The sequence below is a fragment of the Gordonia sp. NPDC058843 genome, from assembly GCF_042743165.1.
GTDB lineage: Bacteria > Actinomycetota > Actinomycetes > Mycobacteriales > Mycobacteriaceae > Gordonia.
In genome coordinates this window covers 164,036-190,579 of the sequence record NZ_JBHYNC010000001.1, presented here as the reverse complement: position 1 = coordinate 190,579, position 26,544 = coordinate 164,036, and the positions used below count along the sequence as shown (strand labels likewise).

The window sequence follows — 26,544 nt, the reverse complement described above, 5'->3', positions numbered from 1 at the left end:
TTTCTCCCTTTTGGTGGGGGGTTCCGGGGGGGGCTTTTGGGGGGGGCCTAACCACCCCTCATCAACCCCCCTTGGGGGGGGGGCCGCCCCCCCCCCCCGGGGGGCGCCCCCCACGCAGCGCTACGGAAGGAGTCCCGGAATGGCTGATCCGGCACGCGCGCAACGAATGGCCAAGCGGATCTCGACGATCGTCGCCTCGGCGATCGCGAACGAGATCAAGGATCCGAGACTGGCCCATGTGACGGTCACCGACGCCCGGGTGACCAACGATCTCCACGACGCGACGATCTACTACACCGTGATGGGTGAATCCATCGACGCCGAACCCGATGTCGAGGCCGCGGCAGCCGGCCTGGCGAGGGCGACCGGCGTGTTGCGGTCGAAGGTCGGCGCGGGCACCGGGGTGCGCTTCACCCCGACCCTGCGTTTCGTGCTCGACACGGTTCCCGACGCCGCACGTCAGATGGAAGAACTTCTCGACCGCGCCCGCGCGAACGACGAAATCGTCGCCCGGCGCGCCGCCGAGGCAAAGCCGGCGGGAGATTCGGACCCGTACCGCTCGGCCGACGACGACTCCACCGGTACCGAAGAGTGAGCGGTTCGTCGAGCGCGGCGATCGCCGCGACGCTGGCCTCCGCGACCGCGGTGACCATCTGCTGTCATGTCCGCCCCGACGCGGACACGATCGGCAGCGGTCTGGCACTGGGGCTGGCACTCGACCGCCGGGGCGTCGACGTGGAGGTCTCCTATCCGGGGACCGAACAACTCCCGGCGTCCCTCGCCGGGCTGCCCGGAAGCAAGTTGCTGTGTTCGCCCGCGGAGGTCGTCGGACACCCGCTGGTGGTGGCTGTCGACGCGGCCAACCTCGAGCGGCTCGAGTCGCTCGGCACGACGTTCACCGCGGCGCAGACCTCGGTCGTGATCGACCACCACGCGTCGAATCCCGGCTTCGGGGACCTCGACCTGATCGACCCGGTCGCCGACTGCACCGCCGTTCTGGTACTCGATGTGCTCGACGACCTCGGCGTCGAACTGGACGCCGACATCGCCACCTGCATCTACGCCGGTCTGAGCACCGACACAGGCTCGTTCCGATGGGCCCGGCCGGCGTCGTTCCGCGTCGCGGCCCGGCTCCTGGAGACCGGCGTCGATGCTCGTAAGTGGAGCCGCACCCTGTTCGATTCGCATCCCTTCGCCTGGTTCTCGATGATGTCGGGGGTCCTGGCGTCGGCGCAGCTCGCACCCGCGGCCTTCAACGGTGAGGGGCTTGTCTATGCCGTCGTCGATCAGCAGGCGCTGGCGGGGATGAGCTGGGAAGAGTCCGAGAGCGTCGTCGACACGATCCGTACCGCACGCGAGGCAGAGGTGGCCGCGGTCTTCAAGGAGAGCGAGCCGGGTGTCTGGACGGTCTCGCTGCGGTCCAAGGACATCGTCGATCTCGTGCCGATCGCGCGGGCGCACGGCGGCGGCGGGCATCGTCAGGCCTCCGGGTACAGCGACACCGGCACGGCCGACGAGGTGGTCGCCAGGTTGCTGGAGTCGCTCTGAGCGAGGATTCCCCAGGCGTGGCGCGCATCGCCACGCTGACCGTCTCGGCTCTCGCGGTTCTCATCGCGCCTCCGCTCTACCTCCTGCTGGACCTTGCCGTCGTGGGTCGTCTGGGCGGCGAGCAACTGGCCGCACTCGGTGTCGGCACCCTGGTGCTCTCGATCGTCAGCACACAACTGACCTTCCTCTCGTACGGCACCACGGCACGCTCCGCGCGACGATTCGGTTCCGGTGATCGTTCCGGTGCGGTCGTCGAAGGAGTGCAGGCGAGCTGGATCGCGGTGGCGGTCGGCGTGCTGATCGTGGCAGTGGCCTATCCGTGTGCCCCGGTCGTGATGCGCCTGCTGGTCGGGACCTCGTCACCGGAGTCGGCGGCGGTCGCGGAGGACGCGACCGGCTGGCTGCGGATCGCGATGTTCGGTGTTCCGCTGATCCTGCTGTCGATGGCGGGCAACGGCTGGATGCGCGGCGTCCAGGAGACGCGCCGCCCGGTCGTCTACGTCGTGGTCGGTCTGTCGCTCGCCGCGGTACTCGTCGTCGGATTGGTCCACGGCATCGGCCCGTTCCCACGCATGGGTCTCGACGGCAGCGCGGTGGCCAACGTGATCGGACAGGGCGTGACCGGAGCGCTCTTCGCCGTGCGGGTGGTCCGCGAGGCGCGCCGGGTCTCGGTGAGCACAGGTGACGGGTCGGGGGCCCACGCCTTCAGACCCGACCGGTCGATCATCCGCGCGCAGCTGGTGATGGCTCGTGATCTCGTCGTACGCAGCCTCTCGTTCCAGATCTGCTTTGTCTCGGCGGCCGCGGTCGCCGCGCGTTTCGGGGTCGCCCAGGTGGCGGCTCATCAGCTGGTGCTGCAGTTGTGGGAGTTCATGGCCCTGTTCCTCGACTCGCTGGCCATCGCCGCCCAGGCGCTCGTGGGGGCGGCGCTCGGTGCCGGGCGACTGGGTGCCGCCGACTCCGTCGCCCGTCGCGTCACCGCGGTGTCCGTGGTCGCGGCCACGGCGATGGGGGCGGTCTTCGCCGCCGGCGCGACGCTGATCCCGCGCATCTTCACCTCCGATGCCGCCGTGCTCGACGCCGTCGGGGTGCCGTGGTGGTTCTTCGTCGGCATGCTGCCGATCGCCGGCGTGGTCTTCGCCCTCGACGGCGTCCTCCTCGGCAGCGGCGACGCCGCGTTCCTGCGTACCGCGACGCTGACCGGTGCCCTCGTCGGCTTCCTCCCGCTGATCTGGCTGTCGCTGGTCTTCGACTGGGGTCTGGCGGGGATCTGGTCGGGTCTGGTCGTGTTCATGGTGGTCCGGCTCGCCACCGTGGTGTGGCGAATCCGCTCGGGTCGGTGGCGTCGGGCAGGTGCGGTCCGAGCCTGACCTCGGCCGGTCTGGCACGATGGATCCTCGTGGCTACTCTGTGGGCGATCAGCGATCTGCACATCGCGCATCGGGGCAATGAGCACATCATCGACAGCATCCGGCCGACATCACCGGAGGACTGGCTCATCGTGGCCGGTGACGTCGCCGAACGCACCGACGACATCATCGACACGCTCCGGCGGTTGCGAACCCGATTCCACACCGTCGTCTGGGTCCCGGGCAATCATGAGCTGTACACGACGGCCAAGGACCCGCTGCAGGTGTTCGGCGTCGCGCGCTACGACTATCTGGTGCAGGCCTGCCGCGACATCGGTGTGGTCACCCCGGAAGACATCTACCCGCTGTTCGATCCGGGCGACGGCTCCGACCCGGTTCGCGTGGTCCCGATGTTCCTGCTCTACGACTACACGTTCCGCCCGGAGGGCACGGCCAACAAGCTGACCGCGCTCGCACTCGCCCGTGAACGCAACGTGGTGGCGACCGACGAGTTCCTCCTCTCACCCGAGCCGTTCCCCACCCGTGACGCGTGGGGGCGGGCACGGGTCGAGATCACCCGACGCCGCCTGCAGGCCATCGATCCGGCCGAGAAGACGATCCTGATCAATCACTGGCCGCTGCGTCGTGAACCGTGCGACGCGCTGATCTACCCCGAATTCGCGCTCTGGTGCGGCAGCGAACTGACCGCCGACTGGCACACCGAGTTCAACGCGGCCTGCTGCGTCTACGGCCACCTGCACATCCCGCGGACCACCTGGTACGACGGCATCCGATTCGAGGAGGTGTCGGTCGGCTACCCACGTGAGTGGAAGCGTCGCGGACTCCCGAATCCGCTGATGCGCAGCATCGTTCCGGGAGACGGGCTCGGTCCGGCCGACCTGCCCGAGCACGGCGTCCGGTTCGATCTGCCGCCCGACTATGCCGAGCGGGCAGCCGAGTTCCGGCAGCGGGTCGAGCAGCGGCAGGCCGAACGCCGATCACGCCAGGCCGAACGACAGGCGGAACGCACAGCACGAGAGGACAACCGATGATCGAACAACTCCTGCCGGCCGGGGTCGCCTCGGCGGAGGCGTTCGCCGACCCACCGGATCTGGTCCCGCTGCCCGCCGAACAGAGTCTGATCTCCCGCGCGGTGGAGAAGCGTCGCCGAGAGTTCACCACGGTCCGGCACTGTGCACGGCAGGCGCTGGGCGAGCTCGGTTATGACCCGGTCCCGATTCTCAAGGGGGACAAGGGAGCACCCGTCTGGCCAGCCGGGATCGTCGGTAGCCTCACCCACTGCGACGGCTATCGCGCGGCTACGGTGGCCTATGCGATGTCGGTGCGCTCTCTCGGTATCGACGCCGAACCGCACGACAGGCTGCCCGACGGCGTGCTCGAACACACCAGCCTGCCCGCCGAGCGTGAGGTACTCGCCACACGCTCGGGCGACCTGCACTGGGACCGACTGCTGTTCTGCGCCAAGGAGGCCACCTACAAGGCGTGGTTCCCGGTCACCAAGCGCTGGCTGGGCTTCGAAGATGCCCACATCACCTTCGAACAGTCCACACCGACATCGGGGACCTTCACCTCGCGCATCCTCATCGACCCGGCCGCCGCCGACGGGGGACCGCCGCTGCTCGAGTTCGCCGGCCGCTGGCTGGTCGACCGCGGCATCATCACCACCACGATCGCGCTGACCTGACGTGGCCGACGCGACCATCGAGAACGCCGGACTGCTCGTCGTCGACAAGCCGGCCGGGATGACCAGCCACGACGTCGTCTCACGGTGCCGGAAGATCTTCAACACCCGCCGTGTCGGGCACGCGGGCACCCTGGACCCGATGGCCACCGGCGTACTGGTCGTCGGGATCGAGCGGGCCACCAAGCTTCTCGGCCTGCTGTCGCTGACGACGAAGTCCTACACCGCGACGATCCGGCTCGGTGCGTCCACGACGACCGACGACCGGGAGGGCGAGATCCTCGCGACCGCTGACGCTTCCGGGGTGTCCGAAGCCGAGATCTCCTCGGCCGTGGACGATCTCACCGGTCATATCCAGCAGGTCCCGGCCAAGGTCAGTGCGATCAAGGTCGACGGCCGGCGAGCGCACGCGCTGGTGCGCACCGGTGCCGATTTCGACCTCGCGGCGCGCCCGGTCACCGTGTCCCGCTTCGAGGTTCTCGACACCCGGCTCGACGGGGCGTTCGTGGATCTCGATGTGGCAGTGGACTGTTCGTCGGGCACCTACATCCGGTCGCTGGCGCGCGATCTGGGCGCCGCGCTCGGGGTCGGCGGGCATCTCACCGAACTCCGGCGGACGGCGGTCGGTCCGTTCACCCTCGACCATGCGCGGACGCTCGACGCTGTCCGCGACGAACCCCGGGTCAGTCTCGACATCGACGAGGCGGTCAAGATCTCCTTCCCACGCCGCGATATCGACGACGACGAGGCCGAGTCGATCAGTCAGGGACGATGGCTGGAGCCGATCGGCCGCAAGGAGATCTATGTCGTCGTCGACCAGCGGGAGCAGGCGATCGCGCTGATCCAGGAGAAGGGTCGCCGCGCGAGTTCGGTGATGGTGGTCCGGCCGGCGACCCTGCGTTGACGGCCGCTGTCGCGCGCCGCTGAGGCCGGACCGGGTCAGCCGCGCGGGACGACGAAGATGGCGCGCGCGGCGATGTCGCCGAGATCGATCGGATCGGCATCGTCGAGCGACACCGAGATCGTTCCCGCGAACGGACGCTTCTCGGCGACGGTGACCACGCAGTCGAGGGCGACGCCGACCTGGTCGAAGTAGCGCAGCATCTCAGGATCGGTGTCGGAGATCCGGGCGATGGCTCCCGAAGCCCCCACATCCAGGTCGGCGAGCAGGGCCGCGTCGGGCGCGGGGATCGAGCCGTCGAGTGCGGGAATGGGGTCACCGTGTGGATCCCGGTCGGGGAAGCCGAGTTTCGCGTCGAGCCGAGCCATCAGGCGGTCGGAGACCGCGTGTTCGAGGATCTCCGCCTCGTCGTGCACCTCGTCCCACCGGTATCCGAGCTCGCGCACCAGGAAGGTCTCGATGAGGCGGTGGCGGCGCACCATCAGGATGGCCGCCGACCGGCCCTCGTCGGTGAGGGTGACCGCGCCGTACGGTTCGTGCGAGACGAAACCCTGGTCGGCGAGTTTGCGGATCGCCTCCGAGGCGGTGGATGCGGACACACCCAGGGACTGGGCCAACAGCTTGGTGGTGACCTTGACGTCCTCCCACTCCTGGCTGGTCCAGATCACTTTCAGATAATCCTGGGTCACCTGTGACAGTTCTGTCACCGGACGATCCGATCCCCGAGGCATGACCAAGAGCTTAACCCCACCGCAAACGCGAGTGGCGGTGGTGGTTTGGAACACCCGGTGCCCGTACTCTGGTCGCGTGTTGCGTTGGCGAGGTCTGGACGACATCCCCGCGGGCTGGGGACGGTGCGTGGTCACCATCGGTGTCTTCGACGGTGTCCACCGGGGGCATGCGGAGCTCATCAACGCCGCCACGACGGCGGCGAAGGAGCACGGGGTGCCCTCTGTGCTGATGACGTTCGACCCGCATCCCTCCGAGGTGGTCCGCCCGGGATCCCATCCGCCGCAACTGACGACGCTGACCCGACGCGCCGAGCTCGCCGAGGAACTCGGCATCGATGTCTTCTGCGTCATGCCGTTCACCCCGGAGCTCGCCGCCCGGTCGCCGAAGGACTTCGCCCACGACATCCTCGTCGAGACGTTGCACGCCGCCGTCGTGGTGGTCGGCGACAACTTCACATTCGGTCGCAAGGCGGCCGGGGACGTCACCAAGCTCGCCGAACTCGGTGGGAAATTCGGTTTCTCGGTGGAATCGGTGTCGCTGTTCGGTGAACATGCGGTGACGTTCTCGTCGACCTACATCCGTTCCTGTGTCGCGGCCGGCGACGTGGACCGAGCGACCGAAGCGCTCGGGCGCCCCCATCGGGTCGAGGGTGTGGTGGTGCGCGGTGACGGCCGTGGTCGCGACCTGGGCTACCCGACGGCCAATGTGGCGCCGCCGATGTACGCCGCGATCCCCGCCGACGGTGTGTACGCCGCGTGGTTCACGATCCTGGGCGCGGGCCCGGTCGTCGGCGAGGTGGAGCCGGGGGAGCGGTACGAGGCGGCGGTGTCGGTGGGCACCAACCCCACCTTCTCGGGCCGCACGCGCACCGTCGAGGCGTTCGTGCTGGACAAGAGCGCCGACCTCTACGGTCAGCACGTCGCCGTCGACTTCGTCCACCGCATCCGCGGGATGGAACAGTTCGACGGGGTCGACGACCTGATCACCGCGATGGGCGACGACGTGACGAAGACCAGAGAGATCCTGGCCGCTGCCGAGAGCTGAGGATTTGGGCTGCGTCCCACCCGCCAGGTAGCCTGGTCAGTCGGTGTTGCTGCAGTCCGCGGTGGCGCACCGTTGTTGTTTCGGACGCGGTACTGAGAAACAGGAGTATCTCCATGGCTTTGACTGTCGAGCAGAAGAAGGAAATCCTTTCCGAGTACGGTCTGCACGAGACCGACACCGGATCGCCCGAGGCCCAGGTCGCGATGCTGACCAAGCGCATCACCGACCTCACCGAGCACCTGAAGCAGCACAAGCACGATCACCACAGCCGCCGCGGTCTGCTGCTGCTGGTCGGCCGTCGTCGCCGTCTGCTCAAGTACGTCGCCAAGGTCGACATCAACCGCTACCGCTCGCTCATCGAGCGTCTCGGCCTTCGTCGCTGACACCACGACTTCCGCCGGCCGTCCCCGAATCGGGGGCGGCCGGTTTGTCGTATTGAGGTATTGACAGTCGGCGGTGATACGCTGACAGACGGATCGTGCCGGAATTCGAGGCAGTACGGAACGACCAGCCAGATCGGTCCTCGGTAGTGGCCGCCGGAACCCCTGCCCGGGCAATCCCCGGGCGTGCAGGATTCCGGCCGCTTCGATCGAAGGCCGTCTGAGCACTCATCAGGCGCAGACACGCTGCGCCATTCACCGTGCTGCCGCACATTCTCGGTGCGTTCTGGGTCGGTCCGATCCGCGCGTGCGCTCTATAGGACATGTCCGTTCGATGCGGCATGTGAATACGTGCTGCGCACCTCCGCGATGACCACCCCCAACCGCACAAGCGGCCGACTTTGCGTGGCCGCGTCAGACGGCCGCCACCGGCAGCCGCTACGAAGGGATCTCACCCCACATGACAGATGTGAACACCACCGAAGACTTCGCCGACGATTTCGACGACGCCATCACCGAGGCGACCGCCGTCATCGACAACGGGAGCTTCGGCACCCGTACGATCCGGTTCGAGACCGGACGCCTCGCACAGCAGGCCGCCGGTTCGGTCACCGCCTACCTCGACGACGAGAACATGCTGCTCTCGACCACCGCGGCGTCGAAGCACCCGAAGGAGCACTTCGACTTCTTCCCGCTCACCGTGGACGTCGAGGAGCGGATGTACGCCGCCGGCCGCATCCCCGGCTCGTTCTTCCGTCGTGAAGGCCGCCCGTCGACGGACGCGATCCTCACCTGCCGCCTGATCGACCGTCCGCTGCGCCCGTCGTTCGTCGACGGCCTGCGCAACGAGATCCAAGTCGTCGTGACCGTCCTCTCTCTCAACCCGAACGACCTCTACGACGTCGTCGCGATCAACGCGGCCTCGGCGTCGACCCAGCTCGCGGGTCTGCCGTTCTCCGGTCCTGTCGGCGGCGTGCGCGTCGCGCTGATCCCGACCGAGGAGAATCGGGCCGGGCAGTGGGTTGCGTTCCCGACCGTCGAGCAGCTCGAGGGCGCCGTGTTCGACATGGTCGTCGCGGGCCGCATCGTCGCCGGCTCGGGTGACACCGCCGACGTCGCGATCATGATGGTCGAGGCGGAGGCCACCGACAACGTCATCGACCTCATCGCCGGTGGTGCGCAGGCGCCGACCGAGGCGATCGTGGCCGAGGGCCTCGAAGCCGCCAAGCCGTTCATCGCCCGCCTCTGCGAGGCGCAGAAGTCGCTGGCTGCCGCCGCGGCCAAGGAGACAGCGGAGTTCCCGCTGTACCCGCCGTACCAGTCGGATGTCTATGACGCCGTGGCCGCCGCCGCCACCGATCGTCTGTCAGAGATCCTGACCATCGCCGGCAAGCAGGAACGCGACGACAAGACCGACGAACTCAAGGCCGACGTCCTCGCGCAGCTCGGCGAGCAGTTCGCGGGCCGCGAGAAGGAGATCGGTGGGGCCTACCGGTCGCTGACCAAGAAGCTCGTCCGCCAGCGCATCCTGACCGACCACTTCCGCATCGACGGTCGCGGCATCACCGACATCCGTGCGCTCTCGGCCGAGGTCGCGATCATCCCGCGCGCCCACGGCAGTGCACTGTTCGAGCGCGGCGAGACCCAGATCATGGGTGTCACCACCCTCGACATGGTCAAGATGGCGCAGCAGATCGACTCGCTCGGACCCGAGACGTCCAAGCGATACATGCATCACTACAACTTCCCGCCGTACTCGACCGGTGAGACCGGTCGCGTCGGGTCGCCCAAGCGTCGCGAGATCGGCCACGGCGCACTCGCCGAACGCGCCCTGATGCCGGTGCTGCCGAGCGTCGAGGACTTCCCGTACGCGATCCGTCAGGTCTCCGAGGCGCTGAGCTCCAACGGCTCGACGTCGATGGGCTCGGTCTGCGCCTCGACCATGTCGCTGCTGAATGCCGGTGTGCCGCTGCGTGCCCCGGTCGCCGGTATCGCCATGGGCCTCGTCTCCGACACCGTCGACGGTGAAACCCGTTATGTCGCATTGACCGACATCCTCGGCGCCGAGGATGCCTTCGGCGACATGGACTTCAAGGTCGCGGGTACCAAGGACTTCGTGACCGCCCTGCAGCTCGACACCAAGCTCGACGGCATCCCGTCGCAGGTGCTCGCGGGTGCGCTCAGCCAGGCCAAGGACGCCCGGCTGACCATCCTCGACGTCATGGCCGAGGCCATCGACGAGCCGGACGAGATGAGCCCGTTCGCGCCGCGGATCACCACCATCAAGATCCCGATGGACAAGATCGGCGAGCTGATCGGGCCCAAGGGCAAGACGATCAACGGCATCACCGAGGAGACCGGCGCCAACATCTCCATCGAGGACGACGGCACGGTGTTCGTCGGCGCGTCCGACGGTGTGAAGGCGCAGGCGGCGATCGATCGCATCAACGCGATCGCCAACCCGCAGCTGCCGAAGGTCGGGGAGCGCTTCCTCGGCACGGTCGTCAAGACCACCGCCTTCGGCGCCTTCGTGTCGCTGCTGCCGGGACGCGATGGCCTCGTGCACATCTCGAAGCTCGGTAAGGGCAAGCGCGTCAACAAGGTCGAGGATGTCGTCAACGTGGGCTCCAAGCTTCGCGTCGAGATCGCCGACATCGACGAGCGCGGCAAGATCAGCCTCGTCCCCGTCGACGACGACGCCGACAAGGCGGAGGCGCCGGCTGCCGAGGCAGCCACCGCAGACGCATGATCTGAACAGATCGAGCTGGACCCACCGGGGCCCGTCGTCCACAGCGGACGGCGGGCCCCGGTGTCTGTTCGAGGATGCCGTCAGGAACGGTCCGAGGCATCGAAGGCGATCTCGAATCCGTCGGTCCAGGCCGACCCGGAGCCCGCGATCTGCTCGTAGAGTCCCTCGATGGTCTGGGCCGTCGAGATCGCCTGGTCGGGGTTCTGGGTGCCGAAGTTCCCGCTCGAGGAGATCCCGACGAGGACGTACTCGCCGGCCCGGGTCTGCTGGTACCACGGTGAGCCGGAGTCTCCGCCCAGGACCACGAGTTCGGCGTTGACGAGGCGGTGTTCGGGCGGCGCCTCCTGGTGCAGCAGGGCCGTCACCGTTCCGACGGTCGTGCCGGTGCGTTCACCGGTCTTGGCAACCGGTTCGCCGATCTCGGGGTCGGCCGCGGCCGCGAACACCGGGTCCACCTCCCAGTCCTCCTCGATCGCGATGACGGTGTAGCCGCGGGGATCGGCGAGGGTGATCGACCCGTCCGCGGTGCCGCCGTCGTCCTTCCACTCCACGACCTCACCGATCGTCTCGCCGTCGGTGGTGGTGACCTCGTCGCCGACCCCGTCGGCGCAGTGCCCGGCGGTGACGGCGAGGCGGTCGCCGTCGGCGTTGGTCCCGAAGAATCCGATGGAGCACAATCCGTCGCCGATCAGGATGCCCTGACCCGCGGTGAGCGTGTCGGCGTACTCGGGGGTGATCGCGGCGGCGGGGGCGGTGGTGCCCAGCGCCACGGCCAGGGCGGCCAGCAGAGTGGTCGCGGCGACAGCGTGAGGCTTGATCATCGGGTGTCCTTTGCTCCGAAAGTGTGTCTGCTGCTTGGAGCGACAGCCGAGCTCTCCGGTGTGCCGACCGAACGCGAGATCATTCGTCCGGCCGACGACCCTCGTGATCCTCGGGCCCGCCTAGACTCTGCAGAGATGTCCGGTGAGAAGAAGGCGCAGCTGACGGTCGCGCGGCGTCGCGACGCCGTCGGCGTGTCCGCGCGTGCGGTCGTCGGTCTCCTCCGGACCGAACCCGTGATCGGCCGGGCCGACATGACCGTTCGCCAGGCGGCCGCGCTGATGACCGAGCGGGGCCAGGACTATGTGGTGATCCCATTGCCGGGTCGAGGTCACGGCGTACTCACCGACGGCGTCATCCGTTCCGAGGTGGTCGCCGCCGGGCGCAGTGTCGACACCCCGGTGGGACAGATCGTGACGGCGCCGGCGTTCGTGGTCGATGCCGGGGCGGCCTCGATGGACGTCCTGACCGAGCTGGTCGACCGCGAGCTGTCGATCGTCCCCGTCTGTGACGCCGACGGGACCGTGGTGGGTGTCGTCGGACCGGGGGACTTCGTCGCCGACCCGGTTGGTGCCGGTATCCCTCTACGCGAACAGATCCGACATTCGATCGATGTCGAGGAGCTGCAGGGGCACGCGCGCAGGCTGCCGCCGTTCGTCGCCGATCTGGTGCGCCGCGACCGGCCGGCCCACGAGATCACGCGCGCGGCGTCCTTGATCGTGGACGCGGTCGTGAGTCGCGCTCTCGATGTCGTTCTCGCCGCACATCCCGACCTCGACCCCGATGCGTTCACGTGGTTGTCGCTGGGCAGCAACGCCCGTCGCGAGCCGGTGTTGAGCTCTGACGTGGATTCGGCTGTCTCCGTCGATGATTCGGCCGCAGGCGAGATCGACCGATATCGGTCCGCCTTCGGTGAGGTCGACGACGTGTTGCGGACCGCGGGACTGCGCGTCGACGCCAACGGTGCCGTCGCGTCGAAGCCCTTGTTCGCCCGGACGCACGCGCAATGGCAGACTGCCGCCCGGTCCTGGATCGACGACCCGCTCGCCGGCAAGGGCATGATCTTCACGTCGCTGATGCTCGACGGCCGGCCGATCGGCGGACGCAACGCGATGTCGGCGACGCCGGCGGTGGCGATGATCGCCGGCCTACGGCGCGACCCGCGGACGATGAATCTGCTTCTGGCCGAGACCCTGTCGACACGCGCGCGGCTGCGTTCCCGGCGCGATGTGCTCACCGGACGCGGGAATGTCGTCGACATCAAGCAGCACGCGGTGACACCGCTGGTCAACATCGCGAGGTGGGCGGCGGCCAGTGTCGGCTCTACCGACGTCGACACCCGCGGCCGCCTGCGCGCCGCATCCGGCAGTGAGATGCTGCCGGCCGAGCAGGCCTCGACGCTCATCGAGGTCTTCGACGTGTTGCAGCGAGTCCGCCTGAGATATCAGGTGGCGCAGTTCGACAACGGCGATCCACCCGGTGACCGGTTCGACGTCCGAGTGCTGTCTCCCCTCGACCGCAGCCTGCTCGGTCAGGCGGTTCGTGAGATCGCCGGTGTACAGCGCCGGATGTCGAACATGAGCCGACTCCTCCCCGGATCCGAGCAGGTGACCTGAATTCCCATGTGTCTGATCCTCTTCGCGTGGAACGCGCACCCCACCCAGCGTCTGGTCGTGGCCGCCAATCGGGACGAGCAGCATCGCCGGCGTACGTTCGCGCTGTCACACTGGGACGATCTGCCGATCCTCGGAGGTCGCGATGCCGTCGCCGGCGGGACCTGGATGGCGGTCTCGGCGGAAGCTCCCGAGCGGGTGGCCATGCTGACGAACGTCCGCGTCGGACCTGCCCGGCGTACCGGGATTCGCTCGCGCGGGCAGCTACCCGTGGACTACCTGATCGGCGACGACGACCCGAAGGTGTACGCCCTTCGGGTCGTCGACGACGCCGCCGCGTACGACCCGGTGAACCTGCTCGTCGCCGATCGGGACGAGCTGTGGTGGATGACCAACTGGCCGGAGCCGCGCGCCGAGCGGGTCGCCGACGGTGTGCACGGCCTCTCCAACGGCGCCCTGGACAACGACTGGCCCAAGGTGGTCGACGGCGCGTCGGCGCTGAGTGAGCTCGTCGAAGCGCACGGCGACGAGCCAGAAGGATCCCGGGACGAGTCCTACTTCGCCATGCTCGCCGACCAGGATCGACCCGACCCGGCGCGTCTGCCCGACACCGGAGTCGGCTCGCGGGCCGAGGAGGCGTTGTCGTCGATGTTCATCAACATCCCCGGATACGGCACCCGGGCGTCGACGCTGTTGCGCATCGGGTACGACGGGCACGGATCGATGACCGAGCGTCGCTACGGCTGGCGGGGGCGACGACGAGGAACCACCACGCTGAACTTCTGATCAGTTGTGTGCGAAGGGGTTCGGTGCCACGGTCAGATCCAGCGCGGCGCCGACCTCGGCGGTGAACAGGTCGCCGTGCCGGGTGCTCAGACCCGAGGCGAGAGCCGGGTCGGCGGCACACGCCTTCTCCGGCCCCGACTCGGCCAGCCGGAGCACGTAGGGGAGCGTCGCACCCGTGAGTGCCTGTGTCGACGTACGCGCGACGTTGCCGGGCATGTTCGCGACGCAGTAGAACACGGTGTCGTGAACCGCGAAGGTCGGATCGTCGTGGGTGGTCGGTCGGGAATCCTCGAAGCAGCCACCCTGGTCGATCGCGACGTCGACGAGTACCGCACCCGGCTTCATCTGGGCGACAGTGCCGTTCGAGACGAGGACGGGTGCCTTGGCTCCTGGTACGAGAACGGCGCCGATCACCAGGTCCGCGCCGACGACGGCGGCCTCGACCGCGAGCGCGGTGCTGTAGCGGGTGTGGACGCGGCCGCCGAAACGGGCATCGATGTTCCGCAGCTTGGCGATGTCGATGTCGAAGACGGTGACCTGGGCGCCCATGCCGAGCGCGATCTGCGCCGCGTTGACACCGCTCACTCCGCCACCGAGAACGACCACGTCGGCGGGCTCGGTCCCGGGGACGCCGCCCATGAGCACGCCGCGGCCGCCCGCCGAACGCATCAGATGATAGGCGCCGACCTGAGGTGCGAGACGCCCGGCGACCTCGCTCATCGGGGCGAGCAGTGGGAGAGCGCCGTCAGCGGTCCGGACCATCTCGTAGGCGATGGAGGTGATACCCGAGGCGAGCAACGCCTCCGTGCACGCCCGGCCCGCGGCGAGGTGGAGGTAGGTGAACAGCGTCTGATCCCGGCGCATCAGGGCGAACTCGGACGCGATCGGTTCCTTCACCTTCAACAGCAGTTCGGCCTGTTCCCACACCTCAGTGGCGGAACCCAGGATCTGCGCACCGGCGGCCTTGAAGTCGTTGTCGGAGATCGCCGAGCCCTCGCCCGCGCCGGCCTGGACGATCACGTCGTGGCCGCGGTGGTGGAGTTCGGCGACGCCGGCCGGGGTGATGGCCACCCGATATTCGTGGTTCTTGATCTCGGTGGGGATGCCGATGCGCATGGTGACTCCGTACTGGTTCGGGCTCCTGAATGTTCCTCGGTGAACTGATTCCAGCGTGAAGTAACTTCGGGCATGACACAATGCAGCTGAAGAATATTCTCGTCGGGTGCTCAGCGGCGACGATCGTGTGAATCGGGAGGCCTGCGATGCCCACCATGCCGAAGGATGTTCGGGCCCGTGATCTCGACGGGACGGATCGGGAACTGTTACGTCTGCTCCAGTCGGACGCACGGATGTCGAACAGCGAACTGGCCCAGCGGGTGGGCATCGCAGCGTCGACCTGTCACGGCCGACTGCGCAGGCTCGTCGACCTCGGCATCATCCGCGGCTTCTTCGCCGACGTCGACCCGGCCGCGCTGGGGCGCCCGCTGCGCGCGATGGTCGCAGTCAGTCTGCAGTCCGACGCGCGCGGTCAGATCCGGCAGTTCGTCGGCGAGATCGCCACGCACGACGAGGTGATCGACGTGTTCTTTCTCGCCGGCACCGACGACTACCTGCTGCACGTCGCCGCCGCCGACACCGAGGCGCTGCGGCAGTTCGTCGAACGGCTCAACGGTCGGCCCGAGGTCGCCGGCACCACCACATCGCTGGTGTTCGAGCACCGCCGCGGCGGTGCCCCGATCTTCTGAGTGCGCAGCGACACTAGACTGGGCTCCGGCATTTGTCGAGACGAAGAGGGTGGACATGAGCGGTATCAAGGTGGGCGTCCTGGGCAGCCAGGGGAAGGTCGGGCAGGCGATCGTCGACGCGGTCGAGAATGCCGACGACCTCACCTACACCGTCGGTGTCGACAAAGGGGACTCACCGGAGTTCTTCACCGACACCGAAACCCAGGTCGTCGTCGACTTCACGCATCCCGACGTGGTCATGGACAATCTGAAGTTCCTCATCACCAACGGGATTCACGCCGTCGTGGGCACCACCGGGTTCACCGAGGAACGACTCGAGACCGTCCGTGGGTGGCTGTCCGAGAATCCCGGGGTGGGCGTTCTCATCGCACCGAACTTCGCAATCGGCGCCGTGCTGTCCATGCGTTTCGCGGCTCAGGCCGCCAAGTACTACGAGTCGGTCGAGGTGATCGAGCTGCACCACCCGCACAAGGCCGACGCGCCGTCGGGCACCGCCTATCGGACGGCAGAGCTGATCGGGCGTGCGCGGGCCGAGGCCGGGGTCGGACGGAGCCCCGACGCCACGACCGAGGAACTCGACGGCGCCCGCGGCGCGGTCGTCGACGACGTGCGTGTCCACTCGGTACGGCTCGCGGGACTCGTCGCGCACCAGGAGGTGCTTCTCGGTACCGCCGGAGAGACGCTGACCATCCGGCATGACTCCCTCGACCGGGCGTCCTTCGCACCCGGCGTGCTCCTGGGCGTGCGGAGCATGGCCGGCCGTCCGGGCCTCACCATCGGGCTCGAAGAACTGATGGACCTCTGATCGATGACTCCCGCCGGCCCGCAGGACGAACCAGCCCACGACGACGATACCGAAGGCGGCGCACCGCGCCTGGGTCCACGCGCGAAGGACTCGCGCCCGATCGTGTGGATGATCGCATTCCTCGTGGTGGCGCTGATCGTGTACTTCGTGCTGCTCGGCTGGCGCGGTTTCCAGCTGATCGCCTCGGGCACGTTCGCGGGAATCGGCCTGGGAGCGGGCGTGATCGCGCTTCCGCTGATCGGGGCGTGGCTGGTCTACGCCACGCTGCGGGCCGGGCTCGAGCACCAGAAGCTCGCCGCCGTCATGGCCGACGAGGGTCGTGAACTCGACATCTCTCACCTACCGCACCGCGCGTCGGGCCGGATGGAACGCGACGCGGCCGATGAACTCTTCGCGGAGGTGAAGGCGGAGTGGGAGGCCGACCCGAACGACTGGCGCAACACCTACCGCATCGCCCGTGCCTACGACTACGCCGGCGACCGCACCCGTGCCCGCTCGATGATGAAACGGGCCGTCGCCCAGTACCACGGCCGGGAGCAGTAGCCCGATGAGCCGGCTGCTCGTCGTCCATCACACCCCGTCACCGGCGTGCCAGGAGATGTTCGAGGCCGTCCTGTCCGGTGCTACCGACCCGGAGATCGAAGGCGTCGAGGTGATCCGCCGTGCGGCGCTCGCCGTCACCGCCTCCGACTTCCTCGATGCCGACGGATACCTCCTCGGCACCCCGGCCAACCTCGGATACATCAGCGGCGCACTGAAACACGCCTTCGACGTCAGCTACTACCAGATCCTCGACTCGACGCAGGGACGGCCTTTCGGGCTCTACCTCCACGGCAACCAGGGGACCGAAGGAGCTGTACGAGCGGTCGATTCGATCACTGCCGGCCTCGGCTGGACCAAGGCCGCCGAGCACGTCATCGTCTCCGGTGCCCCGAGCAAAGAAGATCGAGAAGCGTGCTGGGAACTGGGTGCGACTATTGCTGCGGGGTTGATGGCGGAATGAGCGGCAGGGTGCCGAGACCCGCGAACACTTTGCGCTTTGCCGTGTGCGCTCCCGGTGGTCGGGCGACTGTATGTCGACCAGAGGGCGCGCTGCGATCACTCACGCCTCGGGGCCAACGCTCAGGGATTTATTGATCGCGTCTACGAGAGCGGTGGCTTCGACAATGGCTGGGGCGCGATCGAGACCGGTGAGAGGTGCACAATCCTTCGAGCTGTCGGGTCCTGGCTGACAGAGGAATCGAGGTCGAAGACGGAGGTACGTCCGAGATGCCGCCGTTGGACGATTGAACACCTAGCGATATAGCGCGTGAGTGTTCCGCGGAACACTCACGACCCCGGGTCGAGGCTAGAGATGGGTCGAGGCTCGAGAAATTTGTCGGGTGTCGGGGTATGCGGCTCAGCTCAGTGCGTTGACGGCGAAGTTCCTTGCTTTGGTCGCGGAATTGGATGAGCGGGAGTCGTGGCGGGGGCCGGGGATTCATTCGCTGGCGCACTGGTTGTCGTGGAAGGCCGGTATTGCACCGCGAACGGCGCATGAGCAGTTGAGGGTCGCCAAGGCGATCCGAGAATTGCCGGTGATCCGCAAGGCCTTTGGCGAAGGTCGGTTGTCGTATTCGAAGGTCCGGGCGTTGACGCGGGTGGCGACGCCGGAGCGGGAGCAGGAGTTGGTGAACTTGGCGTTGTCGTCGACGGCGAGTCAGTTGGATCGGGCGGTGCGCGCGATGGTTCAGATCGACCGCAATCGGGGCGTCGAGGAGGGCAGCCGACCGCCGGTGGAGTCGACGGGCCGGTGGAAGTGGAACGACGACGGGTCATTGTCGGTGTCGTTGACCATGAGTCCGTTGGACGGTGCGCGGTTTCTGGCCGGGACGGTGCGTGCGGAGTACGAACGCACCCGTAACTGCGACGACCCGGATCTTCCGTCCGCCGTGCGGAGTGTTCCGCGGAACACCGAATCCGGTTCGATATCGGAGGATTCGGGGGCGGAGTCGGAGGTGGTTCCGTCGCGGCGTCGGGATCTGTGGCGGCAGGTGCCGTCGAATGTGGCGCCGGCGGTGGTGGCGATGGCCGACATGGTGCATGACGGGATCGCGATGCCCGATCTTGCGCCGGGTGCGGAGATCCTGATTCATGCCGGTGAGGGTGTGGAGTGCGCTCATCTCGATGATGGTCCCGGGTTGTCGGAGGTCGAGGTGGCCGAAGCCCGGTGCGGGGCGTCGACTCGGGAGGTGGTGAGCCGCCGGGTGCCCGGGCAGCCGGGGAAGCTGGCGTTGTTGGGTGTGGGGCGTCGGCGGCGGGTGCCGAACAAGGCGTTGGTGCGGGCGTTGTTGGTGCGGGACCGTTGTTGTCAGATGCCGGGGTGTGGTCGGACGCGTCATCTGCATGCCCATCATGTGGAGTTCTGGTCGGCGGGTGGGCGGACGGATCCGGACAATCTGATCTTGTTGTGTGGGTCGTGCCATCGGTCGTTGCATCGGGGTGAGTTTTCGATCACCGCGCACGGGTTGCAGCAGTTCACGTTTCATCGGTCTGACGGTGCCGAGATCGAGGTGGCGCCAGCGACCGCGGTACCCGGCGGGTGGACGCCTGACGGCCGGATCAGCGTGGAGGCGACGGTTCCGGTCGGTGGTGGCCGGATGGATCTGGGGTACACCACCGAGGTGCTTTACGCGGTATGGGAATGGAAGGAGCGCAACTCTTCTCGCGCAGATCTTGCCACGTCCGCGGCATAGTCGTCGATCGTCGTCGGGCCCGTGATCACTCTTGTGCCCGGGCGACGTCCGGCGACCCGGCCGTCGTTGATCGCCCGGGTCATGCCGACGTGGTGGCGCGCGACATCGGGGCTGAAACCGGCCTCGGCGATCAGGGTGTCGATCATGTCGTCGTCGGCCAGCCTCACATAGCGCAGCTCGGGAAGCCCGAAAGCGTGGCCCAGCACGCTGGTCACGGTCAACTGGTCGACGTCCACCGGACCCAGGACCTCCCGGACCGAATGTCCACCGCCCCAACCGGTGCCGACCAGTGCATCGGCGGCCGCCGCGGCGATGTCCCGCGTCGCGACCATCGGGACGCGCACCTCCGGGTCGAGCGAGTCCGCGACCAGACCCGCGTTCTGCATCACCGGGAGGTAGGCGCGCGCGTTGTCGTAGAACCAGCCCGCCCGCAGGGCGAGCACCTCGACCGCGGGCAACGACGCCAGTCCCTCCTCCAGAATGTGCAGACCGACGAGAAATCCGGTGCCGGAGGAGATCTCCGCGCCGACGCTACTGAGCGCAACCACCCGCTGCGTACCCGACTCGCGCACGGCGCGGACGATCGCGTCGGTCATCGTCCGTTGCGAGGTGAGATGGTCGGTGGCGGTGTGGTCCGCGGGTTGCATCACGAACACGGCCGACGAGCCGCGCATCGCGTCGGTCAGCGCGGACGAATCCGTCATGTCGGCGACCGCGGGATGAGCGCCGAGCCGCGCCAGCGCATGGAGTCGCTCAGGAGAGCGACCCACCGCCCGAACCCGGTGACCGCGGTCGATCAGGTGAGTGACGACCTGCGCGCCGACCGTGCCCGTCGCGCCGAGAACTGTGTACATGGGACCTCCTGGGTTGTTCGATGCCGTGCGTCCAGACTGACGGGGAATGACCGGACGAAACATCGCCTTGAATCCGCATTTCTTGCCCGATCGTCCGGATCATCGGGACGATCGGGTGGCGATGTCCCACCATGGGGATGTGCGCACTCCCGACCGACTCCACCCGGACCCGTTCCACACACCCGATCCGCTCGGGGAAGCCCTGCACTTCTTCCGGCTGAACGGCGCCTTCTACTGCCGATCCGAACTGACCGAACCCTGGGCCCTGACGATGCCGGTGTGGGAAGACTGCCTCTGTGTGCACCTCGTCGTATCGGGGGTCATGCGCTTGTCCGCTCCGAGCGGCGAGACACTCCGACTCGAAGCCGGTGATCTCGCCGTCGTCCCGCACGGGCGGTCGCACGTCGTCCGTGGCGACGGCGAGGCGACGTTCGCCCCGGTCGTCACCGATCTGCCGCACGACTACCTCAGTGATCGGTACGCCATCCTGCGGCACGGCGGTGACGGACCCGACCGCTCGGTCCTGATCTGCGCGGTGGTGCGGTTCGACCATCCCTCGGCGCGGTCGTTGACCTCGATGCTGCCGCCGATCCTCGCCATCCGCGGCACCGAGTCACGATCGGGCGCGAACACGTCGTGGCTGCGGGACCTCATGCGGATCGTGATCGACGAAGCCGGCGAACTCCGACCCGGCGGGGAGGCGGTCATCACCCGGTTGTCCGACATCATCGTCATCCACGCGATCAGGTCGTGGTTGCAGGATGCGGAGGGCACCCGCACCGGTTGGCTGGGAGCCCTCGCCGATCCGCACCTCGGCCGTGCGGTCGCCGCGGTTCATCGCGATCCGGCCGCGTCCTGGAGCGTCGAACGGCTGGCCCGGGAGTGCGCCATGTCGCGGTCGACGTTCGCGGCGCGGTTCACCGCCGTCGTCGGCGAGCCGGCGATGCAGTACGTCACCCGCTGGCGGATGTACGTGGCGGCGGATCGTCTCCGTGACGCCGACGCATCCGTCGCGTCGGTGGCCGCCGGACTCGGCTACTCCTCCGAAGCGGCCTTCAGCCGGGCCTTCAAGAGGGTCAACGGGTCGTTGCCCGGCCGGGTTCGCCGGGAGGCGCGGGCCGGGTGATCAGTCCGCCTGGTCAACTGGGTCGGCGAGCGCTCTGCTGACCTCGAATTGCCGGACCAGGAACGCCTTCTCGTCGAGCTTCTTGCGCCGCATCCATGTCGTGACCTCGGAATTGCACTTGCTGGCGTTGCACGAGCCGCAGCAGGGCACGACATTGGCGACGGTGTACCGGCCGCCCCGCGATATGGCGAGCATGCAGTCGCGCTGCAGCGCGACGCCGACCGCGCCGCAGTACGCGCACCCACCCCACGCCTCCTGCAGCGCCAGCCATTGGGTGTCGGTGAGGTCGTTGTCGCGCGAGGCGACCCGCTTGCGGCGTCTCTTCGCGTAGCGATTGGCACGGGTGGTGCTGCGTGGGGCCACGGGAGGAGAGTACCGCCCAGATCACACGAGTCACAGCAGTCACACCGACGGGGCGTCGTGTCGTGCGCCCGGCGCGCTGCCGACGGCTTTGCCTAGACTGGCTCCCGTGAGCACGGCTACCCGCGACATCTCATCGACCGGGACCATCCCGACACCGTACGAGGACCTGTTGCACCTCGTCATGGAGACGGGCACGCCGAAGGCCGACCGCACCGGAACCGGGACGCGCAGCCTCTTCGGCCGACAACTGCGCTTCGACCTCGCCGAGGGCTTCCCGCTGATCACCACCAAGAAGGTGCATCTGAAGTCGATCGTCTACGAGTTGCTGTGGTTCCTGCGCGGCGATTCCAACGTGCGATGGCTGCAGGAGCGCGGGGTGAGCATCTGGGACGAGTGGGCCGACGAGAACGGCGAGCTCGGACCCGTCTACGGCGTGCAGTGGCGGAGCTGGCCGACCCCATCGGGTGAGCACATCGACCAGATCGCGGCCGCCCTCGAGTTGTTGAAGACCAACCCGGATTCGCGCCGAAACATCGTGTCCGCATGGAATGTGGGGGAGATCCCACAGATGGCGCTGCCGCCCTGCCACGCGTTCTTCCAGTTCTACGTCGCCGACGGCAAACTGTCGTGCCAGCTGTATCAGCGCAGCGCCGACCTGTTCCTCGGCGTGCCGTTCAACATCGCGTCGTATGCGCTGCTGACCCACATGATGGCCCAGCAGGCGGGCCTCGAGGTGGGTGAGTTCGTGTGGACAGGCGGTGACTGCCACATCTATGACAACCACGTCGACCAGGTGACGCTGCAGTTGTCGCGCGAGCCGTACCCGTATCCGAAACTCGAGCTGCGCAAGCGGGATTCGATCTTCGATTACGACTACGACGACATCGCCATCGTCGACTACCAGTCCCATCCCGGGATCAAGGCCCCGGTGGCGGTGTGACGTCCGACCGCTCTCGGGTCGTCATCCCGCCGGTCGTCCGGCTGGTCTGGGCGCAGGGACGCGGAGGGGCGATCGGCCGGGACAACACGATCCCGTGGCGGGTCCCCGAAGATGTGGCGCGGTTCAAGGAACTGACGGTCGGGCACCCCGTCGTCATGGGCCGCCGGACCTGGGATTCGCTGCCGCCGCGCTTTCGGCCGCTGCCCGGCCGCACCAACGTCGTCGTGACCCGCAACGCGGAATGGTCGGCCGACGGCGCGACCGTCGCGCGATCGGTGGACGAGGCGGTGGACCTGGCCGGCGGTGAGCGGATCGGGGTCATCGGCGGTGGCGAGATCTACCGGCTGGCAATGGACTTCGCCACCGAGCTGTGTGTCACGGAGATCGATGTCGAGGTCGACGATGCGGACGCGTTCGCGCCGGAGATCACCGACGAGTGGGCAGTGGCGCAGCGCGGTGAGTGGCAGACCTCGACGAGCGGTATCGAGTATCGCTTCGTCGACTACCGGCGCGCCCGGCAGGCCTGATGGCGCGCGATCGCCTCTCGGTCGCGCAGGCGCGTCGAACTGCGTTGGCCGCGCAGGGTTTCGCCGACCGACGACCGGCCGCAGCACCCTCCATGACACATCTGAAGCGGGTGATCGGCCGGACGAGGCTGCTGCAGATGGACTCGGTGAACATCGCCGCGCGAGCCCACTTCATGCCCCTCTACTCCCGACTCGGTCCCTACGACCCAGACCTGCTGCACCGCGCTGCCTGGCAACCCGGACGTGGTCGTCGGCTGCTCGTCGAGTACTGGGCGCACGAAGCCGCGCTGATCCCGGTGTCGGACTGGCCGCTCTTCCGTTGGCGGATGGACGAGTTCGCCGAAGGTCGGTATCGGCACACGCGAGAGGTGCTGCGTCGCAACCGGTCTCTGGTCGATGACGTCCGGTCGGTGATCGAGACGGTCGGCGCCACCACGCCCCGCGCCATCGAAGCCGAGCTGGGCATCGAACGCGAACCCGGGGCGGCGGGCAGCTGGTGGCAGCGTGGCGAGGTCAAGCACCTGTGCGAGGCCATGTTCGCCGCCGGTGACTTGTCCGCCGTGCGCAACGGCAACTTCGTGCGCCACTACGACCTCACCGAACGGGTCGTGGGTCGCGACACCGTCGCGCTGCGACCCGGCCGTGCCGAGGCACACCGCGAGCTCGTCAGCCGGGCCGCGCAGGCGCTCGGTGTCGCGACCGTTGCCGATCTTGCGGACTACTACCGGATCCGCCCGGCCGATGCGCGGCCGGCGGTGGCCGAACTCGTCGAGAGCGGTGTACTGCACGAGATCTCCGTGGACGGTTGGCGTGATCCCGCCTACCTGGCAGCGGATGCACCGATGCCGCGCCGCATCGACGCCGCGGCGATCCTGTCACCGTTCGATCCGCTGGTCTTCTTCCGGCCGCGCGCCGAGCGGCTCTTCGGCTTCCACTACCGCATCGAGATCTATGTGCCCGAACACAAACGCGTGCACGGTTATTACGTGCTGCCGTACCTGCTGGGCACCGACATCGTCGCGCGTGTCGACCTGAAGGCCGATCGCAAGAACGCGACGCTGCTGGTGCTCGGGGCGTACTGCGAGCCGGGCCATTCCCGAGACGTCGTCGCCGGCCGGTTGTCCGCCGATCTGCGGACCTTCGCCGGCTGGCTCGGCCTCGACGGCGTCGAGGTGGCCGGGCGCGGTGACCTCGCGCCCGACCTGCAACGGATGATGCACGGCGGGTGAGGCGCGCCGGTTGATGCAATGCTGAAGATCGAGAGTTCACGACAGCGATGGGAGACGAAGCGATGACCGTGTCGTATGAGGGCAACGACTACCGATTGGTGATGTTCGATCTCGATGACACGTTGGCGGCGTCGAAGAGCCCGCTCGACGACACGATGGTCGAGCTCCTACGACGCATGCTCGACGTGAGCCTGGGCTGCATCATCTCCGGCGGCAACTTCACCCAGTTCGAAAAGCAGGTGCTCGCGCGACTCGGCACCTTCGACAGTGTCGAGAACCTCCACCTGATGCCGACGTGCGGGACGCAATACGTGCGATGGTCCGGAGGCGAGTGGGAGACGGTCTACGCCGAGTTCCTCACCGACGACGAGAAACGGCGCACCCTCGACGTGCTGGAGACCGGTGCTCGAGAACTCGGTCTGTGGGAGAGCGAGACGTGGGGTGACATCCTCGAGGACCGCGGCAGTCAGATCACCTTCAGCGCGCTGGGGCAGAAGGCGCCCGTCGATGCTAAGGCGGCCTGGGATCCCGACGGAGCCAAGAAGGAGTCGCTGCGTGCGTACGCCGCCGAGCGACTGCCGGATCTCGAGGTGCGTAGTGGAGGCTCGACGTCGGTGGACGTCACCAAGAAGGGCATCGACAAGGCGTACGGCGCGCTGAGGCTGATGGACATCCTCGGACTCAGCACCGACGACATCTTGTTCTTCGGCGACCGCCTCGACGAGGGCGGCAACGACTACCCGGTCAAGGCCCTCGGCATCACCTCGATCGCGGTCCACGGCTGGCCCGACACCCACGCCAAGCTGTCGGAGCTGCTCGACGGATCTCCCGCGTCGGACTCCTAGTCGACCGGCCCGCCCGCCGGGACGGCCCGCTGGGTGCCGTTCGCGACCCGGAAGGACTTCGCGTAGTACTGGCCCGATCGCGGATTGGTCTTGTCGTGCACGAAGTACCAGTCCATCTGCGTCGCCGCCGGCGTGACGGTCAGGACCGAGTAGCCGTGCGCGTCGAACTCGCTCCACCGCACATGGTGGTTGGTGGCGGCGAAGGCCGACGACACCGCGACCCCGGCGGTGTTGGCGGGTACGTCGAGCATGTCGTCGATGTTGGTCGATGTGACCGAGGTGCCGACCAGCTCGGTGGCCACGCTGCCGCCACCGGGATAGTTCGCGGGGTCGGCCGGGATGTCACACGCCCACGACGAGTGGATGTCACCGGTGATGAAGACGACGTTGTCGACGCGATTGCGCCGGAGCGTCTCCAGGAGGCGTCGACGCTCGGCCGCGTAACCGTCCCACTGGTCGGCGTTGTACGGGATTCCCTCGCGCGGGATTCCGAGCAGCGCGGTGACCGCCCCGGTCGTCCGCGGGTCCAGCGGAGGGATCAACACCGGGGCGATCATCACCGGGTTTCCGACGATCTTCCAGCGGGTCTCCGACGAGGTGAGGCCGTTGGTCAGCCACGACATCTGCGCCCGGCCGAGGATGGAGCGGGCCGGATCGTCGATCGCTGCCGACCGCGCGCTGACCTGGAGGTCACGGTACGAGCGCAGATCGAGCATGGACAGCTCGAGGAGACGGCCGAAGCGGAGCCTGCGGAAGAGGTGGCGGCCCGCGGTGTCGACGGCGGGGCGGATGGGCATCCACTCGGCGTAGGCGCGCAACGCCGCAGTGCGACGCGCGGTCCAGGACCCCTCGCCCGGTTGGTGGTTCTCCGCGCCGCCCTGCCACGAGTCGTTCGACGACTCGTGGTCGTCCCAGATGCAGATGAACGGCAGGTCTCGGTGCAGCGCGGCCAGATCGGGGTCGGTCTTGTACTGCGCGTGGCGCGTGCGGTAGTCGCGCAGCGTGATGATCTCGTGGCGGGGGTCGTGAGCCCGGACCGTTCCGGTCTTGCCGGTGTACCGGCCGGTTTCGTACTCGTAGAAGTAGTCGCCGAGGTGGACCACCGCGTCGAGTGCGGGCTGCGCGGCCAGATGGCGGTAGGCCGAGAAGTACCCGGCCTCCCAGTTGGCGCACGACACGACACCGAAACGGATCTTCGCGACGTCGGCGCCCGTCGCGGGGGCGGTGCACGTGCGCCCGACGGGTGACACCGCGCCGGCCGCCGGACCGGATACCACGGTGAATCGGTAGTGATATCGGGTCCGCGGGCTCAGACCGGTCGCGTCGACCTTCACCGTGTGGTCGGAGTCGGCCGAGGTGCGGGTCTCGCCCGACGCCGCGACCGAGGAGAAACCGGCGTCACGGGCGATCTCCCACCGGACCAGACTCTCGGGGCCGATCCCGGACCCGGGCCCTGCCGCCGGGATCGGGGTGATGCGGGTCCAGAGGATGACGGCGTTCGGAAGTGGATCGCCCGATGCGACGCCGTGGCGGAAAACATGAGCGGGCCCGGACCGTGGGGGTCCGGATCCCGGCGACCGCGGGGCGCCATGGGCGACGGCCGCGGGAGCGGCGAGCGTCGTCCCGGTCACGACCGCGCCGGTACGCAGGAAATCGCGTCGCGTCGTCATCGTATCCAACCCCCGGTACTCGCCCACGCCTGCAGGGACTGTACCGCGGGGGCGGCCCGGGGCGCGCGGTACTGCACGCCGG

At 68.1% G+C, this 26,544-nt stretch carries 27 protein-coding genes; 21 read left to right on the top strand and 6 right to left on the bottom strand.

The features are described from left to right. Positions 1-139: 139 nt before the first annotated feature. The 6 genes from rbfA to truB are packed head-to-tail and all read left to right on the top strand — an operon-like array spanning position 140 to position 5,503. Entirely contained in the window at positions 140-595 is a 456-nt protein-coding gene (gene rbfA / locus ACFW3F_RS00910) for a 30S ribosome-binding factor RbfA (protein ID WP_388053372.1), read from the top strand. Continuing rightward, on the top strand, positions 592-1,548 hold the full coding sequence (locus ACFW3F_RS00905; protein WP_388053369.1) for a bifunctional oligoribonuclease/PAP phosphatase NrnA: 957 nt from the start codon (positions 592-594) through the stop codon (positions 1,546-1,548). Before rbfA ends, ACFW3F_RS00905 begins: the two co-directional genes overlap by 4 nt. Before the next feature lie 17 nt (positions 1,549-1,565). Further along, positions 1,566-2,918 (top strand): MATE family efflux transporter, encoded by a 1,353-nt coding sequence (locus ACFW3F_RS00900; RefSeq protein ID WP_388053367.1) that lies wholly within the window; start codon positions 1,566-1,568, stop codon positions 2,916-2,918. A 29-nt stretch (positions 2,919-2,947) separates the two neighbouring features. After that, positions 2,948-3,949 carry a metallophosphoesterase family protein gene (locus ACFW3F_RS00895; protein WP_388053365.1) on the top strand — a complete coding sequence of 334 codons (1,002 nt, stop codon included), beginning with the start codon at positions 2,948-2,950 and terminating at the stop codon, positions 3,947-3,949. Then, positions 3,946-4,602 (top strand): 4'-phosphopantetheinyl transferase, encoded by a 657-nt coding sequence (locus ACFW3F_RS00890; protein ID WP_388053363.1) that lies wholly within the window; start codon positions 3,946-3,948, stop codon positions 4,600-4,602. The genes ACFW3F_RS00895 and ACFW3F_RS00890 overlap by 4 nt, the downstream gene beginning before the upstream one ends. Before the next feature lies 1 nt (position 4,603). Next, positions 4,604-5,503 carry a tRNA pseudouridine(55) synthase TruB gene (truB, locus tag ACFW3F_RS00885; protein ID WP_388053361.1) on the top strand — a complete coding sequence of 300 codons (900 nt, stop codon included), beginning with the start codon at positions 4,604-4,606 and terminating at the stop codon, positions 5,501-5,503. A gap of 35 nt (positions 5,504-5,538) precedes the next feature. Here the strand turns inward: truB and ACFW3F_RS00880 are convergent, their stop codons facing one another. Further along, positions 5,539-6,207, bottom strand: coding sequence for a metal-dependent transcriptional regulator (locus ACFW3F_RS00880; RefSeq protein WP_388053359.1), 669 nt, complete (start codon positions 6,205-6,207; stop codon positions 5,539-5,541). Positions 6,208-6,307: 100 nt separating this feature from the next. Here ACFW3F_RS00880 and ACFW3F_RS00875 point away from each other — a divergent pair, with 100 nt between their 5' ends. The 3 genes from ACFW3F_RS00875 to ACFW3F_RS00865 all read left to right on the top strand — a co-directional run bounded on the left by ACFW3F_RS00875 (position 6,308) and on the right by ACFW3F_RS00865 (position 10,405). Then, positions 6,308-7,276, top strand: coding sequence for a bifunctional riboflavin kinase/FAD synthetase (locus ACFW3F_RS00875; RefSeq protein WP_388053357.1), 969 nt, complete (start codon positions 6,308-6,310; stop codon positions 7,274-7,276). A 113-nt stretch (positions 7,277-7,389) separates the two neighbouring features. Then, complete coding sequence (gene rpsO, locus ACFW3F_RS00870; RefSeq protein WP_388053355.1) at positions 7,390-7,659, top strand: 30S ribosomal protein S15; 270 nt, start codon at positions 7,390-7,392, stop codon at positions 7,657-7,659. A 457-nt stretch (positions 7,660-8,116) separates the two neighbouring features. After that, positions 8,117-10,405: a polyribonucleotide nucleotidyltransferase gene (locus ACFW3F_RS00865; RefSeq protein ID WP_388053353.1), complete on the top strand. Its 2,289-nt coding sequence runs from the start codon at positions 8,117-8,119 to the stop codon at positions 10,403-10,405. An 80-nt stretch (positions 10,406-10,485) separates the two neighbouring features. Here ACFW3F_RS00865 and ACFW3F_RS00860 read toward each other — a convergent pair whose 3' ends face one another. Beyond that, positions 10,486-11,226, bottom strand: coding sequence for a hypothetical protein (locus ACFW3F_RS00860; protein ID WP_388053351.1), 741 nt, complete (start codon positions 11,224-11,226; stop codon positions 10,486-10,488). Positions 11,227-11,361: 135 nt separating this feature from the next. On the opposite strand from ACFW3F_RS00860, the gene ACFW3F_RS00855 reads away from it, so the two are divergent. Both ACFW3F_RS00855 and ACFW3F_RS00850 read left to right on the top strand, forming a co-directional pair. Further along, positions 11,362-12,840 (top strand): putative nucleotidyltransferase substrate binding domain-containing protein, encoded by a 1,479-nt coding sequence (locus ACFW3F_RS00855; protein WP_388053349.1) that lies wholly within the window; start codon positions 11,362-11,364, stop codon positions 12,838-12,840. A gap of 6 nt (positions 12,841-12,846) precedes the next feature. After that, entirely contained in the window at positions 12,847-13,623 is a 777-nt protein-coding gene (locus tag ACFW3F_RS00850; RefSeq protein ID WP_388053347.1) for an NRDE family protein, read from the top strand. On the opposite strand, the gene ald is transcribed toward ACFW3F_RS00850, so the two are convergent. Continuing rightward, positions 13,624-14,739: an alanine dehydrogenase gene (gene ald / locus ACFW3F_RS00845; protein ID WP_388053345.1), complete on the bottom strand. Its 1,116-nt coding sequence runs from the start codon at positions 14,737-14,739 to the stop codon at positions 13,624-13,626. A gap of 146 nt (positions 14,740-14,885) precedes the next feature. Between ald and ACFW3F_RS00840 the strand changes: the two genes are divergently transcribed. The 5 genes from ACFW3F_RS00840 to ACFW3F_RS00820 all read left to right on the top strand — a co-directional run bounded on the left by ACFW3F_RS00840 (position 14,886) and on the right by ACFW3F_RS00820 (position 18,908). Then, complete coding sequence (locus tag ACFW3F_RS00840) at positions 14,886-15,368, top strand: Lrp/AsnC family transcriptional regulator (RefSeq protein ID WP_388053343.1); 483 nt, start codon at positions 14,886-14,888, stop codon at positions 15,366-15,368. Between the two features lie 55 nt (positions 15,369-15,423). Continuing rightward, complete coding sequence (dapB, locus tag ACFW3F_RS00835; RefSeq protein WP_388053341.1) at positions 15,424-16,173, top strand: 4-hydroxy-tetrahydrodipicolinate reductase; 750 nt, start codon at positions 15,424-15,426, stop codon at positions 16,171-16,173. A 3-nt stretch (positions 16,174-16,176) separates the two neighbouring features. Then, positions 16,177-16,716: a hypothetical protein gene (locus ACFW3F_RS00830; RefSeq protein ID WP_388053339.1), complete on the top strand. Its 540-nt coding sequence runs from the start codon at positions 16,177-16,179 to the stop codon at positions 16,714-16,716. A 4-nt stretch (positions 16,717-16,720) separates the two neighbouring features. Beyond that, on the top strand, positions 16,721-17,176 hold the full coding sequence (locus tag ACFW3F_RS00825; RefSeq protein WP_388053338.1) for a flavodoxin family protein: 456 nt from the start codon (positions 16,721-16,723) through the stop codon (positions 17,174-17,176). 370 nt (positions 17,177-17,546) lie between these two features. Continuing rightward, a complete protein-coding gene (locus ACFW3F_RS00820; RefSeq protein ID WP_388053680.1) occupies positions 17,547-18,908 on the top strand; it encodes an HNH endonuclease in 1,362 nt (453 codons plus the stop codon). On the opposite strand, the gene ACFW3F_RS00815 is transcribed toward ACFW3F_RS00820, so the two are convergent. Continuing rightward, on the bottom strand, positions 18,842-19,762 hold the full coding sequence (locus ACFW3F_RS00815; protein WP_388053336.1) for an NAD(P)H-binding protein: 921 nt from the start codon (positions 19,760-19,762) through the stop codon (positions 18,842-18,844). The genes ACFW3F_RS00820 and ACFW3F_RS00815 overlap by 67 nt on opposite strands. Positions 19,763-19,808: 46 nt before the next feature. Between ACFW3F_RS00815 and ACFW3F_RS00810 the strand changes: the two genes are divergently transcribed. After that, the gene (locus ACFW3F_RS00810) at positions 19,809-20,888 is read left to right on the top strand and encodes an AraC family transcriptional regulator (protein ID WP_388053334.1); all 1,080 of its coding nucleotides are present in this window, start codon (positions 19,809-19,811) and stop codon (positions 20,886-20,888) included. Here ACFW3F_RS00810 and ACFW3F_RS00805 read toward each other — a convergent pair whose 3' ends face one another. Beyond that, a complete protein-coding gene (locus ACFW3F_RS00805; RefSeq protein WP_388053332.1) occupies positions 20,889-21,251 on the bottom strand; it encodes an HNH endonuclease in 363 nt (120 codons plus the stop codon). A gap of 106 nt (positions 21,252-21,357) precedes the next feature. Between ACFW3F_RS00805 and ACFW3F_RS00800 the strand changes: the two genes are divergently transcribed. The 4 genes from ACFW3F_RS00800 to ACFW3F_RS00785 all read left to right on the top strand — a co-directional run bounded on the left by ACFW3F_RS00800 (position 21,358) and on the right by ACFW3F_RS00785 (position 24,792). After that, entirely contained in the window at positions 21,358-22,191 is an 834-nt protein-coding gene (locus ACFW3F_RS00800) for a thymidylate synthase (protein ID WP_388053330.1), read from the top strand. Next, positions 22,188-22,718, top strand: coding sequence for a dihydrofolate reductase (locus ACFW3F_RS00795; RefSeq protein WP_388053328.1), 531 nt, complete (start codon positions 22,188-22,190; stop codon positions 22,716-22,718). Before ACFW3F_RS00800 ends, ACFW3F_RS00795 begins: the two co-directional genes overlap by 4 nt. Next, entirely contained in the window at positions 22,718-23,947 is a 1,230-nt protein-coding gene (locus tag ACFW3F_RS00790; protein WP_388053326.1) for a winged helix-turn-helix domain-containing protein, read from the top strand. Before ACFW3F_RS00795 ends, ACFW3F_RS00790 begins: the two co-directional genes overlap by 1 nt. Before the next feature lie 62 nt (positions 23,948-24,009). Further along, positions 24,010-24,792, top strand: a complete 783-nt coding sequence (locus ACFW3F_RS00785) for an HAD-IIB family hydrolase (RefSeq protein WP_388053325.1) — start codon at positions 24,010-24,012, stop codon at positions 24,790-24,792. Here ACFW3F_RS00785 and ACFW3F_RS00780 read toward each other — a convergent pair. Next, complete coding sequence (locus ACFW3F_RS00780; RefSeq protein WP_388053323.1) at positions 24,789-26,462, bottom strand: alkaline phosphatase D family protein; 1,674 nt, start codon at positions 26,460-26,462, stop codon at positions 24,789-24,791. The two genes, ACFW3F_RS00785 and ACFW3F_RS00780, sit on opposite strands and share 4 nt — an antisense overlap. Between the last annotated feature and the right edge of the window lie 82 nt (positions 26,463-26,544).

Bases quoted from the DNA above. Each gene is read 5' to 3' on its own strand.
- rbfA (WP_388053372.1), top strand. From the start codon at position 140: ATGGCTGATCCGGCACGCGCGCAACGAATGGCCAAGCGGATCTCGACG.
- ACFW3F_RS00890 (WP_388053363.1), top strand. From the start codon at position 3,946: ATGATCGAACAACTCCTGCCGGCCGGGGTCGCCTCGGCGGAGGCGTTC.
- rpsO (WP_388053355.1), top strand. From the start codon at position 7,390: ATGGCTTTGACTGTCGAGCAGAAGAAGGAAATCCTTTCCGAGTACGGT.
- ACFW3F_RS00865 (WP_388053353.1), top strand. From the start codon at position 8,117: ATGACAGATGTGAACACCACCGAAGACTTCGCCGACGATTTCGACGAC.
- ACFW3F_RS00860 (WP_388053351.1), bottom strand. From the start codon at position 11,226: ATGATCAAGCCTCACGCTGTCGCCGCGACCACTCTGCTGGCCGCCCTG.
- ACFW3F_RS00855 (WP_388053349.1), top strand. From the start codon at position 11,362: ATGTCCGGTGAGAAGAAGGCGCAGCTGACGGTCGCGCGGCGTCGCGAC.
- ACFW3F_RS00850 (WP_388053347.1), top strand. From the start codon at position 12,847: ATGTGTCTGATCCTCTTCGCGTGGAACGCGCACCCCACCCAGCGTCTG.
- ald (WP_388053345.1), bottom strand. From the start codon at position 14,739: ATGCGCATCGGCATCCCCACCGAGATCAAGAACCACGAATATCGGGTG.
- ACFW3F_RS00840 (WP_388053343.1), top strand. From the start codon at position 14,886: ATGCCCACCATGCCGAAGGATGTTCGGGCCCGTGATCTCGACGGGACG.
- dapB (WP_388053341.1), top strand. From the start codon at position 15,424: ATGAGCGGTATCAAGGTGGGCGTCCTGGGCAGCCAGGGGAAGGTCGGG.
- ACFW3F_RS00830 (WP_388053339.1), top strand. From the start codon at position 16,177: ATGACTCCCGCCGGCCCGCAGGACGAACCAGCCCACGACGACGATACC.
- ACFW3F_RS00825 (WP_388053338.1), top strand. From the start codon at position 16,721: ATGAGCCGGCTGCTCGTCGTCCATCACACCCCGTCACCGGCGTGCCAG.
- ACFW3F_RS00815 (WP_388053336.1), bottom strand. From the start codon at position 19,762: ATGTACACAGTTCTCGGCGCGACGGGCACGGTCGGCGCGCAGGTCGTC.
- ACFW3F_RS00810 (WP_388053334.1), top strand. From the start codon at position 19,809: ATGACCGGACGAAACATCGCCTTGAATCCGCATTTCTTGCCCGATCGT.
- ACFW3F_RS00790 (WP_388053326.1), top strand. From the start codon at position 22,718: ATGGCGCGCGATCGCCTCTCGGTCGCGCAGGCGCGTCGAACTGCGTTG.
- ACFW3F_RS00785 (WP_388053325.1), top strand. From the start codon at position 24,010: ATGACCGTGTCGTATGAGGGCAACGACTACCGATTGGTGATGTTCGAT.
- ACFW3F_RS00780 (WP_388053323.1), bottom strand. From the start codon at position 26,462: ATGACGACGCGACGCGATTTCCTGCGTACCGGCGCGGTCGTGACCGGG.